We start from the raw sequence: 14,168 nt of genomic DNA on the forward strand, positions 1-14,168 counted from the left end.
ATTAATTAAAAATAACTTTATTATGAATCCCATGAAATTCATCCACAAATACAGGACCCGAATTTTTCCACAGCTTGCGTTTGTGATTCTTCTTGCGGCTTTTGTGAACCTGTCTGCGGCACCTGCTTATCCCCCGGAAATTCCGGACACGACGGTGGAGACTTACAAGACCGTCGACGGGATCGACCTGCGGGCATGGATCATGACACCTCAAAACCATCGCACGGAGAAACCGGTTCCTGTTATCGTCTTCTTTTTCGGAGGAGGCTGGGTATCCGGGACCCCAAGACAGTTTGAGCAGCAATCCAAGTATCTGGCTGCCCGTGGAATGGTGGCCATCATGGTCGATTACCGGGTCAAATCACGCCATGGAGTAATAGCGAAAGAGTGTGTCACCGATGCCAAGTCGGCCATTCGATGGGTGCGGAAAAATGCCGCCCGATTGGGTGTGGATCCAGACCGGATTATGGCGGCTGGAGGATCAGCCGGGGGACATCTCGCGGCTGCCTGCGCGACTCTACCGCTTTATGATGACCCGGATGAGGATGCCGATGTCTCCTCCAAGCCAAACGCTCTTGTCTTGTTTAATCCCGTCCTTGTCTTGGCCCCTATTCCGGAAATGCCTGAATTCCCAGCCGAACGGATTGCCCGGTTGGAACGCCGCTTTGGCGGAAACCCTGAAAGCTTTTCGCCTTACCATAATCTTGATTCGCCATCGCCCCCGACACTTGTCTTTCATGGTACGGCTGATAAGACTGTCCCGTATTCAACGGTGGTCGCCTTTCATGAAAAGATGACATCCCTCGGAAACCGTTGCGAGCTGGTCGCCTACAAGGGGGCAGGGCATGGGTTCTTTAATTACGGAAAGCGGAACAACAGCTTCTTCATCGATACCGTGAATAAAATGGATGCCTTCCTGGTTTCACTTGGGTACCTGGAGGGAGTGCCGGAATATACCTACTTGAAGTAGGGTCGCCTGAATATAGCAAACCAGAAGAATTCGAGACGGCCGAGTTGCTTGTTACCGTGCCGGTGCCAGAATGTAGAAGCCGTTTCCAGTGACGGGAACCTCAAGCGAGCTTGTTTCGGCATCAAGTCGGATTGTGGTCATGATGGACCATGAATTTCCAGATAGATCTGGTGTGGTGAGTATATCCCAATTGTCGCCCGGAGTTCCTTCGATCTGCAGGAGTACATTGCCGGCAATGAGTGAAGGATAAATGGACAGGGTGACCGGGTAAAATACCGGGCCGGTCTTCAGGATGTCCCCGAAATTCCCGACAGTCCAGAAGGAGAGTCCATCGAATATCACTGAATTAAAGACATTGGTGCTCCCATCCTGACCTGTCTTGAAGGCGGGATCCCAGTTGAGACCATCCTCGGAGCTCCAGATTGACTTGCTGCCCCCGCAGATGACCCAGTGGCCCTTGCCGAAGGCAACGCTTTCCAATCGAACGGGATCATCGATTCCAAAACGGATAACTTGCTCGGACCAGTCGGCCATGTTGGTGGACGTGGCGACCATCCCATCTTCGCCAACCATGACCCAGCGCCCGTCCCCGTATGCAGCATCGAAATAGGATCCGGTCAATCCTGTGTCTGTAATGGTCCAGTCGATACCATTGGTCGAGGTGGCGATTTGAAGGGTTGAGACGGGCACATTGTGTGCGATAAAAATGCCATTGTCGTAAGTGATATATACTCGCGACATTTTGCCATCAAACCACGGATGGTTTCTCCCGGTCCATGTCAGGCCATCCGTTGAAGTGATAACGGAACTTGTTCCACTCTGGGGAAGCGCCACAAAGATACCATTACCGAAGGCAATGTCCTGGCAGTCGGTAAAGCCCTCGGGCAGGGTGGGTGTGAAGGCCCAATTGGCACCATCGATCGAGGTGGTGAGCGGGATCTGGCTCGTGTTATTGCGGCTGGCAGCGACCCAGCGTCCCTGACCGAAAACAACATTGGCCAGGGTGCCTCCCGGTTGCCCGCCAAGCTGGGTTTGCCATTGCAGGCCGTCTGTTGATGTCATGATCGTTGATCCTGTCGCAACATAAAGGTCCCCGTTGAATTCAATGTCGGAGATCGTGACGTAGTTACCCGTGAATTTCTGTTCCCAGATAGTCGTCCCGGCTTCAGAAAAATACACATTGGCCCGGCTTCCGACCATGACCCGTCCCTCTGGACTGAAGCCGATCCCATAGAAGTCGGTGGTGCTGTTACCCAACGGGAAGGTGGGGGTCCAGTTAACCGCATCTGTTGAGGTCATCAGCACTGAGCGGTCACCCACGCCCAGCCAGACGGCGTTATCCTGATCGTAGCGCACCATGTTCAGGTAAACCGGGGTCGAATCGCTGACGTTTGTCTGGGGCACGCCATTTGTTGAGCGGGTCCAGTTAACACCATCTGGGGAAGTGGCTATGAAGACACCCCAAAACTCCGTTGTTTCATCGTAGAAATAGCCAGTAGCGACAAATTTTCCTTCTGCAAAGGTGACATCATAGAAGTCTGTGTAGGTGGGAAAGGCTGAAGGCAGTGTTACCAGGTTCCAGGATTCCCCATCAGATGAAGTGGCAATGGATCCGTTATCCACGAGGTCAATGTCGTAAGAGGCCGCCACAAAAACACCGTTCCCATAGGCCACCCCAAAGTACCAGTTATCGTCGCCGGTATCACTGATCGTCCAGTTCTGGCCGTCCAGGGAAGTGGCCGTTGTCCCATCCTCACCCACCAGGACAGTGCGCCCGTTGCCAAAGCTCGCACTGAGCAGGCCCTTGCCGGTCCCCGTATCCCGTTTGGTCCAGATGACTCCGTCCGGGGAGGTCAGGATCTTTCCACTCCTGCTGGTCACCAGGAATTCCCCGTTCGCATACAGCAGGCCATCCAGACCGACCAATTCCGGATAAAATTCCGAATCCCAATCCGACAAATTGGTCGAGGTGGTCAATACGCCACCGACCCCAACCATGACATAGACCCCTTCCCCGTAATCCACCTTCCACAGGGTCTGGTTGTGCGGCAGTGGGTGCTGGTATTGCCAGTCGTCAATAATGCGCCCACTCAGATGCAGGGCACTGAGCAGCGTCAGGCTGATCAGGCAGAGGATGGTGGTGGAAGGGTTCATGGGTGCTTTTGAGGGCCGGAATTTCCAATTCAGAGGCTTTTTGGGGCTCGTTTTCTGTAGCGGATTGTTCGCTGGAAGTCACTGATGAAATGGTGAATGACTTTATAAGATAATCATTATCAAGGGTTTATACATGTAAAGCCGTGGGCTCAATGCGCAGGATCGGGGGAATCAGAATAAGCGTGACAATCCGGTATTATTTGGTCAATAATAAGGGGTTGCTGTCAAATAAATAAGGAAAAGACCCTAATTAGTTGTCCCCTCAACTACCGATTAAAACTCCGCTCTGTTATGAAAACTCCAATGGAACCCGTCTTCCGGTTCACGTGGATTCGTGAATCGCTGTCTTCACTCACCTCAACCAGACTTCCGGTCCTGCTTTGTGCGTTTCTGACAAGCTCAATGGCCCAGGTCATGGCGGCTCCCTCCGTCAACCTTGATCAAGGCCGGAATGGCCAGGCAAGTTTTCCCCTCGATCCTGTTCACTGGGTCAATGGCAACTTGAATGCCAGCCAGTCGCACTACCTCGAGGGATATGCCATTCCCTACCGTTTGATCATGACGGACCTTCCGACTGACGGGACGGAGATTGTCCTGACTCTGGGATATGATGTGACGCACGGTGGCAAGCATGCGTTGGACTTCCTGACGCACTACATGTGCATGGATGATCCTTCCCACATGACTTACTTTGGGCATGAGCCTGTCTCCGTTCAACCGTTGGACGGGGTGCCGTTGATTGGATCAGACCCGGCTGGGCTTAATGATACCGTCACGGATGCAACCGTCATCCTGGTCCCGCCTGGAACGGGATCGGTCTCGTATGCATTGGACCAACCTGCTGCGGGATTTGGAGATAACCTTTGTGATAAATTCATCACCATTACCGGTGGAGAGTTCTCAAGTGATAGCGGGCCGGAATTTGCCTACTCCGATAATGATGGAGTTCCTCAGGAGGCGGATCTGGCAGCTGATCAAGAAGAGCAGCTATTCACAGTCCGGTTCAAGGCGACCAGTCCAACTGTTGTCCTCGCGTGGGGCGGGCACATTGCCAGCCGTTACGACTGGGGAGTCGATCCGGACGATGGCACACCGTATTCGGCGGGTGCCCTCAGCGGTTCCCCCTACCACATGCGGGTGATTGACTGGAACCTGGGTAATCTGGGAAATCAAGACCGTTCCCTCAGTGCGGGTGCGGTCATATCGCTTGAAGAGTGTGATCTCCTCGGTCCGGAAATTGTCTGTCACAATGGGTCTCCTTATAACTTTACCGTGGTGACAGATGCCTCGACTTTCAGTTGGTCGGTCCTGGCTGGACCCGCTCCGCAATATGCGGATGCCAGTATCATCGATACAAGTCCTGATGGGAAAACCGTTACCGTGGAAACTCCCGGACCCAATGTTGGATTCTTCACGTTAATGGTAACCGTCGACGCAGGTCTGCCATCGGAAAACATTTGTGAGTATGTCGTGGAGGTACGTGCGAATCCGGAATGTTCCATTTCCGGGGAAGACGGGCCTGTTCTGGCCAATACCACCAACATCCAGTATAGCGCGCCCCCCGGAATGGATTCCTATTTCTGGAGTATCAGCGGTGATGCCACGATCGGTGGTCCTGTCGATGAAGCGACTGTCAGTGTGGATACCGGATCAACGTGTAGCGGTGCTTTCACCCTGACGCTGGAGATTTCCAAAGGTGTATGCATCTCCGTCTGTGAAAAGTCGGTCATTGTCAGCGACACAACGCCTCCTGAAGTGACTTGTCCGGGAGACATCACGATCGAGTGCGATGAGTCGAGCGATCCTTCAAACACAGGCACGGCAACTGCCAGCGATGATTCGGGCGTTGACCCGACAGTCACCTTCTCGGACAGTGCCTCGCTTGATGATTGCGGCCTTGGAACGATCACGCGTACGTGGACAGCTGAAGATGCCTGTGGCAATACAAGCTCCTGCGAGCAGGTGATTACCATCGTAGACCTGACGGATCCAGTCATTTTGGTCAACCCGGCCGACGCAACCGTCGAGTGCGACAATATTCCTGCAGCTCCTGAAGTGACTGCCTCCGATAACTGTGACGCGGATCCGCAGGTAGGCCTGAGGGAAGTTGACGAGCGAGATCCCCTTTGCGGAACGGGCACAATCACGAGGACATGGACTGCAACCGACTGTGCAGGCAACACTGACGAGTGGGTACAAGTTCTCACTGTTGTGGACACAACCAATCCAGTCCTTTCCGGTGTGCCAGCAGACGCGACGGTTGAGTGTGACAATGTTCCTCAGCCTGCAGTCGTCACTGCCAGCGATAATTGCGATACTGACCCATTGGTCAGTTTCCAGGAAACCAACGCAGTTGATCCCGATTGTGGAACGGGAACGATCACGAGGACGTGGACGGCAAGCGACTGCTCCGGCAACATGGACAGCCTGACGCAGGTCCTCACCGTTGTTGACAACACAAATCCGGTCCTTTCTGCCAATCCGGCAGATACGACAGTTGAGTGTGACGCCATTCCTGATCCGGAAACCCTCACCGCGACCGACAATTGCGACAGCGCACCTGCTGTCAGTTTTGAGGAAGACAATCAGGTCAATCCGGATTGCGGTACGGGCACAATCACCCGGACCTGGACGGCCACCGATTGTTCAGGCAATGAGGACGTCTGGGTCCAGACCCTGACGGTCGTCGATACGACTGATCCTATTATTCTTGTGAATCCAGCGGACGCGACGGTTGAATGCGATGACATACCCACTCCACCTGTTGTTACTGCCGGGGATAATTGTGACGTTGCTCCTGCCGTGACATTCAGGCAAGTCGACGAAATTGATCCTGACTGTGGAACGGGAACAATCACCCGTACATGGACCGCAACCGACTGTTCCGGTAACATGGACAGCTGGGTGCAGATACTCACTGTTGTGGACAACACCAATCCGGTCCTTTCGGTCAAGCCGACCGATACCTCCGTTGAATGTGACAACATTCCTGAGCCTCCTGTCGTGACGGCTACGGATAACTGTGATTCAGACCCCGTTGTCAGCTTCGAGGAAAGTACCGAGCTGAATACGGAATGCGGAACGGGAACCATTACCCGCAAATGGACCGCGACGGATTGCTCCGGTAACATGGACATGTGGACGCAGACACTCACGGTTGTAGATACGACAGATCCAGAGGTTAACTGCCCGGATGATATCACGGTCGAGTGTGGAGATTCAGTTGATCCCGCGGTCACCGGCGTTGCGACAACAAGTGACAATTGTGGGGCCGAATCATCCGTTGAGTACGAAGACAGTACTGATATTGACGGATGCGGCGGTACGATCATGCGTACGTGGACGGCCACGGATTGCTCGGGCAACACGAGCAGTTGTGTTCAGGTTATCACGTTGGTCGATACAACCGACCCAGTGATGGCAGTTCCAGGTGACGTCGAGATCGAATGTGATCAAGATGCCACCCAAGTGGACACCGGCACGGCAACGGCCACCGACAACTGCGATGCTGATCCGGCTATCGAATTCAGTGATGAATCAGTATTTGACGATTGTGATTATGAAACCATTACACGGACTTGGACAGCGACCGACTGCGCCGGCAACTCGGCCAGTGGCGTCCAGGTTATCGCTGTTGTAGATACCACACCGCCGGCCATCAGTGCACCGCCTGACGTTATTTACAGCTGTGAAGATGACCCGGACTTCGACACATCCCCTGCCAGCCTAGGAGTGGCCACGGCAGTAGATAATTGTAGCGACGATCCACTCACGGTCGATTATGTCGATGAAGTTATTGGGGATGGTCCGAGTGAGATTCGCCGTACCTGGTTTGCCACGGATTGCTCGGGTAACCTCGGGACAAGTGTCCAGAGGATCACCTGTGTGACCGGTAATGAAGTGACGGATTCATCACTCTGTATCTTTGACCGGGATCCGGAAAATGATTTCGAGCAGGATTTCCGTCTGCTCTTCACACCTGATGTGAAGCACATTCCGGCCTACAAGATCAGTTCGACCAATCCCGGACAGTTCTTCTACAACGTCTTCTACTTGGGAGAACCCGGGGATGAGGTCAACCTGGAGATCTGTATCCCGTATCCGTTCATTACGCATGGGGCAAGTCCTGTCCATGCATATGACTGGGTCTATCTGGAAGAATGCGCTGGTTCCGTGGGCTTTGTTCCCGGAGACGCATTCCATGTCGACAAGACCCAGATCACACTGGACGACTATCTCCCGGATCCGGCTTGTGGAACACAAGTTTGCCTGATGGACGTGAGCTTCACGGTCCCGGATAGCGGCTTTGCCTATTTCAACATCCACCTTGATTACGGAATGAAGAAGACAGGCAACTATTCCCAGGATATCGACGGCAATGCCTTTGACCTTGTTACCGGTGAGATCCTTGTGGCCAATAACTGCGAGCACATCTTCTCGGTTGCAGGATCGGTTGAGGGTATGGACTCCATCTACAACCTGAACGACTTCAAGGGCGGACCGGGTGTTGCCGGGAATGTTGTCGTGTCAGGCAGCGGGAAGCCTGTGAAGGGGGCTGTCATGGTCCTGCAAAGCCACCATGAGAGGGTCCAGTTGACAATTGAGACCGACGAGGATGGGTACTACTTCATTCCGTACGCTCGCCAAGGCAGACCCGCTGTCTATGAGCTGTGGATGATTACCCCCTCCGGAAAATCCGTGAATCGGAATGTGCTCCTGAGAACAAACTCGTTCTCCGTTGAGGACTTCACGATTGACGGCGAGTAATGCGACCAACCTGTTAAGGTATTCAAAGGGCCGCCCCCGAAAGAGGGCGGCCCTTGTTTAATCCAAGAAGTCACCGTTCTGGGCTGGGATCAAATTGTATTCAGGAATTTACTACAACGTCCCCAGCGCACGTTCCAACCTGACAGCGGCCAGGCTGTAGTCGTGCAAGGCCTGCACCTCGTTGGTGCGTGCCTCGGTCAGGGAAAGCTGTGCTTCAAGGACTTCCAGTTGAATGGCGGAGCCGACTGAGTAGCGATCTTCAGCAAGGCTGAGAACTTCCTCCGCTTGCTCTACGACCTTGCGGCTGGATTCAACGAGTTCCTTTGCTTCCTGGATGGAGGAGAGAGCCTGTCGAACCTCGGTGCCGACCTGCAGGTCGAGCTCGTCTCGGGCCAGTTCAGACTGGCGCAGACGGGAGCGTGCAGAAAGGACGGAGCCCTTCGTGGCCTTGGCATCCCAGATGCGCCATGATCCTTGGACGCCGACGGTCCATCCCTCAACAGTGTCATCCAGCTCATCGGAAAAGTTTGATTTTTGGACCCCGTATCCAGCCACCAGATTGAGGTTGGGAAGATAGCCTGCCTTGGCACCCTTGACCTCTGCCTCGGATGCCTCGATCAGTTTGTCGAGGGAGAGGAATTCAGGACGGTTTTGCTTGGCGATGGAAAGGGCCTCGGCCAGATCCATCTCCAATGGTGCATAGACCAACTCTCCTTCAATCTCGGGATCGGTGCCTGCCGGGGCTTCAAGCCCGAGGACCTGGAGAAGGTCCACGATGGTTAGGCGGTATTGGTTCTGGGCACGGATGTAGGGTGGGCGGCCGTTTGCCAGTGCCACTTCGGCGCGCAACAGATCAAAGCGGGAAACAGATCCCGTCTCAAAGCGGTCTTCAGCCTGCTTGAGCTGCTTCTGCAACAATTCAATGGAAGCCGCGCGGACAACCACTTCCTCACGTGCGAGCAGGACGGCATACCACGACTGGTGGACAGCGAGCATCGCGTCCTGCAAAGTCTGGTTGAACTGTGCCTCGGCCGAGGACTGGGCAGCCCGGGTTCCCCTGATGGAAGAAGTGACCGCTCCACCCGTGTAGAGCGGTTGGGTTGCTTGGATATCGGCACTCCAGGACTGCGAGTCGCCAAAAGCTGAGCCACCAAATGTCTCTAGGCGGTTTTCATCAATCCTCGAGTAGGAGGCAACCAGATCCACCGCGGGAAGGCGCCCGGCCCGGGCCGTCATTGAGCGACCTTCCGCCTCCTCCAGTTGTGCTTCCGCTTGCTGGATTGCGTAATTGTTCGCCCGGGCGAGTTGAATCACCGTCTCATAATCCAGAACCTCCGGTGAAGTGGCCGCATTCAATAATGCGATACCTGCGAAGCTTATTGCACTTAGTATTTGTAATGAAATTTTCATGCTAGTGATTCCTTTACCTCTCCTTGATCATCGCTGAGCAGGGTGGATTCCGCTTCCCTCGCCGAGACCAGGCTGCGGTCCTTGGCTATGAGCACGTAGATGGAAGGCACCACGAATAACGTGAACAGCGTTCCAATCGACATGCCGGTGACAATAATGAGGCCGATGCTGTTTCGCGCTTCCGCGCCGGCACCGGTCACAAGGACCAGGGGAAAGTGTCCAAATACGGTGGCCATGGTTGTCATCAGGACTGGCCGCAAGCGAATCCGGGAGGCTTTCTTGATCGCCTCAATCTTCGACAGTCCCTTGAGCTGAAGCTGGTTGGCAAACTCGACAATCAGGATTCCGTTCTTGGAAATAAGGCCGACCAGCGTGACGAGGCCGACCTGTGAATAGATGTTGATTGTCGTGGTCCATCCATCCGTCCAGAAGGGGATGCTTGGATTAGGCATTTTCAGGAAGCTGAACATCAATGCTCCGAACATGGCCAGCGGTACCGACCCGAAGAGGATGATGAACGGGTCGCGGAATGAATTGAACTGTGCCGCAAGGACAAGGAAGATGAGAATGGCGGCCAGACCAAATGTGACAAGGAAGGTGTTTCCCTCTTTGCGGAGCTGGCGCGATTCACCGGTGTAGTCGACAACGTATCCCTTGGGCAGGATATTCGCCGCCTCGGTCTCCAGAAAGGCAAGGGCCTCATCAAGTGGCCGGAGCGAAACACCACTCAACTTGACCGCATTCAGTTGCTGGAAGCGGTTGAGAGAGCGTGGTTCATTGCTGTTCTGGATTCCGGCGATCGAGCGTAGCGGGATCAAGTTGCCATCCGGTCCAGTGACATAGAGATCGAGCAACTGCTCCGGATTGAGACGATCCACGCGCTCAACCTGTGGAATGACTTTGTAACTACGTCCATCAATGTTGAAGCGATTGACGTAATTGCCCCCGACCATGGCGGAGATATCCTGGCCGACGGTGGCAAGGTCCAGCCCAAGAGCCGCCACCTTGTCGCGGTCGAAGACAATCTTGCTTTGCGGCAGGTCGATCTTCGTATCGATGATTGGAGGAAAGGCGAACATCCCGCTTTGGGCGGCCTTGCCCTGTAGTTGCTGGACAAATCCCAGTATTTCCTCGGGCTCAGCAGTCGAGGCGATGACAAACTCAACGGGGAACGTTCCACCTCCCGGAAGGGCAGGGGGAAGAACCGGGAATTGACGGATGGCCGGCAACTGGGCGAGGCCCATTTGCACCTCCGGCATGATTTCAAAGATAGTCCGTTCACGCACGCCCCATGGCTCGACAATCATGCCGCCAAATCCCCCGGCAGGGAAGGTGATCTGGAAGGTGTATTCCATTTCGGGTACGGAGGCAAAGACCTCGTAGGCAGCACGTGTGGCGGCGGACGAGGTTTCGAGCGTCGTATTGGATGGCGAATCAACAATGCCGAAGATGACCCCTTGGTCTTCTGTCGGGGCCAACTCCTTGGCGGATTGCTGATACATGACAAAGGCCAGCACGGTGAGCCCGACCCAGATGATATAAACTGCCGGTCGTGCCTCGAGTGTCCAGTCAAGCATCTTGCCGTAGCGCCGACGCAACTTGTCAAAGCCCCGATTGATGCGCAACGGTAAGCCATGCTCCTCGACATCCTTGTCGAGCAGGCGCGATGACATGAGTGGGGACAATGTCAGCGCGACAACCCCGGAAATTGTAACCGCACCGGCAAGGGTAAAGGCGAATTCCCGAAAGAGGGAACCCGTCAAGCCGCCTTGCAATCCAATGGGTGCGTAGACGGCGGCAAGCGTGATGGTCATCGCGATGACCGGGCCTATCAGTTCCCGGGCACCGAGAATGGCTGCATCAATCGGGCTTTGTCCTTCCCTGAGGTGTCGCTCCACATTCTCCACCATGACAATCGCATCATCGACAACCAGTCCCACGGAAAGGACGACCGCCAAGAGCGTGAGCAAGTTGACCGTGAAACCGAACATCTGCATCAGGAAAACGGCACCAATCAGGGAAACCGGAATAGCCACCACTGGCACAAGCACTGAGCGGAGGGATCCAAGAAAGAGGAAAATGACAATCACAACAATGGCCAGGGTCTCCATGAGGGTTTTGATCACCTCGTTGATGGCATCGTTGATGTATTCGGTTGAGTCGTAGGCAACCTGTGCCGTGAGACCACCGGGAAGGTCCTCCTGGAGATCATTGATATTGTCCCGGACCAGATTGATCACATCAATGGAGTTAGCGTTCGGAAGAACCCAGACCCCCATGAACACGGCGGTTTCTCCGGTAAAGCGCACCTCCGATCCATAGTCCTCAGCTCCCAGGACCACCCGGGCAATGTCCTTTAAGCGGATCAGGGTTCCGTCGGTTTCACGGATGACAAGATTTTCAAATTCCTTGACCGAAGTCAGGTCGGTATTTGTCGAGAGATTGATCTGGATCATCGCCCCCTTGGTCGAACCGGGCGCGGCGAGGTAATTGTTACGCGAGAGTGCCGACCTGACCTGTGATGGGCTGATGTTCAGGGAGGCCATCTTGTCCGGTTGGAGCCAGACCCGCATGGCGAAGGTACGCCCACCGAGAATATCCGCACGCTGCACACCGGGGACTGCAGTCAGCCGGGGTTGGACCACGCGAACCAGATAATCGGTAATCTCGTTTGGCTGGAGCTCGTCCGAAGTGAAGCTCAAGTAAGCTGAGGCAAATTCCGAATCAGCCGAAACGATGTTGATGGTCGGAACCTCCGCCTCCGGGGGCAGGTCGTTGCGGACTTGATCAACCTTCGAGCTAATCTCGGCAAGCGCCTTGGTGGCATCGTAATTCATACGAAGCCGGGCAGTGATTGTGGAGACGCTCTGGCTGCTCTGTGATTGAATGTAATCTATTCCGTCAGCCGCCGCGATAGCGCGCTCGAGTGGCACGGTAATGAACCCGCGCACCAAGTCCGCATCAGCTCCAACATAGACTGTTGAAACCGTGACAGAGGCGTTTTCGCTTTTCGGATATTGCCGCACATTCAGGCTGTTAACGGCTTGAAGTCCGGCAATGATAATGACCAGATTGACGACTATCGCGAGGACAGGCCGCCGAATAAAGAGATCGGTGAATTTCATGTGTGTGTTCCTTTACTCGCGAAGATCAACCTTCGGTCGGATTGGGCGCTTTCTCAGGCTCAATTGTGCCTACGCCACTACGGACGATAAGGGATCCTTCCCGCAGTTTGAAGGCACCGGCGGAGACCACTTCCTCATCGCCCTCCAGACCTTCGGTTACTTCCACGAAATCCCCTTTTGATTCACCGAGGCGGACAATTTGCTGGTGCACGGATTCCATGCCCTCCTGCTCGGCCGGTGTGACGACGAAAAGTGTATCGCCGTAATTTGCGTGAAGGATGGCACTGCGTGGAACCACGATCACCCGGCGCTTCTCCGGTTGTACCACGGAGACATTGACAAACATTCCGGGCAGCAGTTTGCCGTCCGGGTTGTCGAAAGTTGCCTGGACCGAAATTGAGCGGGTGGCAGGATTGACCTCCGGGTTGAGGGCCGTCAACGCGCCCGTGAAAACACTCCCTTCATAGGCGTCTGTCGTCACACGGACCTCCATGCCTTCGGTGAGAAAACTGATTTTATTCTGGGGGAATTCCATGTCCACATAGACTTGGTCATACGACTGCAGAGTGACGATGTTTTGTCCCTTGTTAATGTAGGCTCCCGGGCTGATTTCGCGAACGCCCAAGCGTCCGGCAAACGGTGCCCGGATGGTCCGCTTGTTAACCGTTGCCTGCAGGTTTGCCACGGTGGCCTTGGCTCCGGCAAATTCCGCTTCGGCCCGGTCCAGCTCAGCGTCTGATACGCTCTGGCGCTCGTGCAATTCCCGGATTCGCCCGACATTTGTCTTCGTCAGTTGTAAGGCGGCCATGGCCACTTCCAGTTGAGCCTGCTCCACTTCGGTGTCCAGTTGGACCAGGATCGCTCCAGCTTCCACGCGACTGCCCGGGCGAAAGAGGATTTCCCGGATCACACCTTCCGCTTCCGAGCGGACGATTGTCCCGTTCACCGGAGCAACGGTCCCAATCGAACTCAGGCTCTGCTCCCATGCCTCGACCTCTACCGGACGCACCTCCACCGTTTCGGGGAAGGGTCCCATGTTCCCACCCGCCTCGATCATCGTCATGATCTGCAGGGCTTTGATTCCGGCCAGTCCGCCAAATGTCAGCACAACCACAAGGGCTGCCAGTGCTATTTTCTTTTTCATGATAATTCGCTTTCTTCGTTCAAGTTGCTTTGAAGCTTGTTCAGTAGCTTCAGGAAATTGTTGCGTTCGTTTGCCGAGAGCGGGCCGAACATCCTGGCCACGTCCTTGAAATATCCCGGCAGTAGTTGTTCCAGGTGTTTCCGCCCCGCATCGGTCATCCGGATTGGGCTGACCCGCCGGTTTTCAGGATCCGGCACGCGTTGCACGTGTCCGTCCTTGATCAGTCCGTCCACCAGTCGGCTGATTGTCGCCGCGGTCACTCCGCAGCGCTCTGCCAGCTCCCCCGGGGTCTTGCTCTCATTCGGACAGCTGTTCAGCATCATCATCACTGACATCCGGCCTGTCGACAGCTTGTGCCCGGCAAGGTAATCCGATATCCGGTTCCCCACATCGGCTCCCAAACGGAGAAAATGCAGGTAAACTTCCGCGGCATCCGGGTTCATCTCCGGGTAGCGCTCCGCCATCTCCTCAAGGCAGCCCCGGTCGGGCAGGTTCTTTAAGAAAAATCCATTCATTATTCGGTCAATACGTTTAGCGTGCTAAAGATAAGAGAGCTAAATGTTAGCAGGCTTATTCCTTTGGCAAGTCAGATTTTCGA

General features: G+C 54.8%; 7 protein-coding genes. 2 read left to right on the top strand and 5 right to left on the bottom strand.

From position 1 onward, the window contains the following. Positions 1-22: 22 nt before the first annotated feature. Complete coding sequence (locus tag G0Q06_RS10420) at positions 23-970, top strand: alpha/beta hydrolase (RefSeq protein ID WP_238710496.1); 948 nt, start codon at positions 23-25, stop codon at positions 968-970. 51 nt (positions 971-1,021) lie between these two features. Here the strand turns inward: G0Q06_RS10420 and G0Q06_RS10425 are convergent, their stop codons facing one another. Next, positions 1,022-3,124: a WD40/YVTN/BNR-like repeat-containing protein gene (locus G0Q06_RS10425; protein ID WP_163965477.1), complete on the bottom strand. Its 2,103-nt coding sequence runs from the start codon at positions 3,122-3,124 to the stop codon at positions 1,022-1,024. A 291-nt stretch (positions 3,125-3,415) separates the two neighbouring features. Here G0Q06_RS10425 and G0Q06_RS10430 point away from each other — a divergent pair, with 291 nt between their 5' ends. Further along, on the top strand, positions 3,416-7,891 hold the full coding sequence (locus tag G0Q06_RS10430; RefSeq protein WP_163965479.1) for an HYR-like domain-containing protein: 4,476 nt from the start codon (positions 3,416-3,418) through the stop codon (positions 7,889-7,891). A 111-nt stretch (positions 7,892-8,002) separates the two neighbouring features. Here G0Q06_RS10430 and G0Q06_RS10435 read toward each other — a convergent pair whose 3' ends face one another. From G0Q06_RS10435 to G0Q06_RS10450, 4 genes are read right to left on the bottom strand one after another with little or no spacing between them, the layout of a single operon-like run. After that, the gene (locus tag G0Q06_RS10435; RefSeq protein ID WP_163965482.1) at positions 8,003-9,301 is read right to left on the bottom strand and encodes a TolC family protein; all 1,299 of its coding nucleotides are present in this window, start codon (positions 9,299-9,301) and stop codon (positions 8,003-8,005) included. Beyond that, positions 9,298-12,426, bottom strand: a complete 3,129-nt coding sequence (locus tag G0Q06_RS10440) for an efflux RND transporter permease subunit (RefSeq protein ID WP_163965485.1) — start codon at positions 12,424-12,426, stop codon at positions 9,298-9,300. Before G0Q06_RS10440 ends, G0Q06_RS10435 begins: the two co-directional genes overlap by 4 nt. Positions 12,427-12,451: 25 nt before the next feature. Next, on the bottom strand, positions 12,452-13,570 hold the full coding sequence (locus G0Q06_RS10445; RefSeq protein WP_163965488.1) for an efflux RND transporter periplasmic adaptor subunit: 1,119 nt from the start codon (positions 13,568-13,570) through the stop codon (positions 12,452-12,454). Further along, positions 13,567-14,085, bottom strand: a complete 519-nt coding sequence (locus tag G0Q06_RS10450; protein WP_163965490.1) for a MarR family winged helix-turn-helix transcriptional regulator — start codon at positions 14,083-14,085, stop codon at positions 13,567-13,569. The genes G0Q06_RS10445 and G0Q06_RS10450 overlap by 4 nt, the downstream gene beginning before the upstream one ends. Positions 14,086-14,168 lie beyond the last annotated feature (83 nt).

Source organism: Oceanipulchritudo coccoides (assembly GCF_010500615.1).
Taxonomy (GTDB): Bacteria; Verrucomicrobiota; Verrucomicrobiia; order Opitutales; family Oceanipulchritudinaceae; genus Oceanipulchritudo; species Oceanipulchritudo coccoides.

Bases quoted from the DNA above. Each gene is read 5' to 3' on its own strand.
- G0Q06_RS10430 (WP_163965479.1), top strand. From the start codon at position 3,416: ATGAAAACTCCAATGGAACCCGTCTTCCGGTTCACGTGGATTCGTGAA.
- G0Q06_RS10420 (WP_238710496.1), top strand. From the start codon at position 23: ATGAATCCCATGAAATTCATCCACAAATACAGGACCCGAATTTTTCCA.
- G0Q06_RS10445 (WP_163965488.1), bottom strand. From the start codon at position 13,570: ATGAAAAAGAAAATAGCACTGGCAGCCCTTGTGGTTGTGCTGACATTT.
- G0Q06_RS10440 (WP_163965485.1), bottom strand. From the start codon at position 12,426: ATGAAATTCACCGATCTCTTTATTCGGCGGCCTGTCCTCGCGATAGTC.
- G0Q06_RS10435 (WP_163965482.1), bottom strand. From the start codon at position 9,301: ATGAAAATTTCATTACAAATACTAAGTGCAATAAGCTTCGCAGGTATC.
- G0Q06_RS10425 (WP_163965477.1), bottom strand. From the start codon at position 3,124: ATGAACCCTTCCACCACCATCCTCTGCCTGATCAGCCTGACGCTGCTC.
- G0Q06_RS10450 (WP_163965490.1), bottom strand. From the start codon at position 14,085: ATGAATGGATTTTTCTTAAAGAACCTGCCCGACCGGGGCTGCCTTGAG.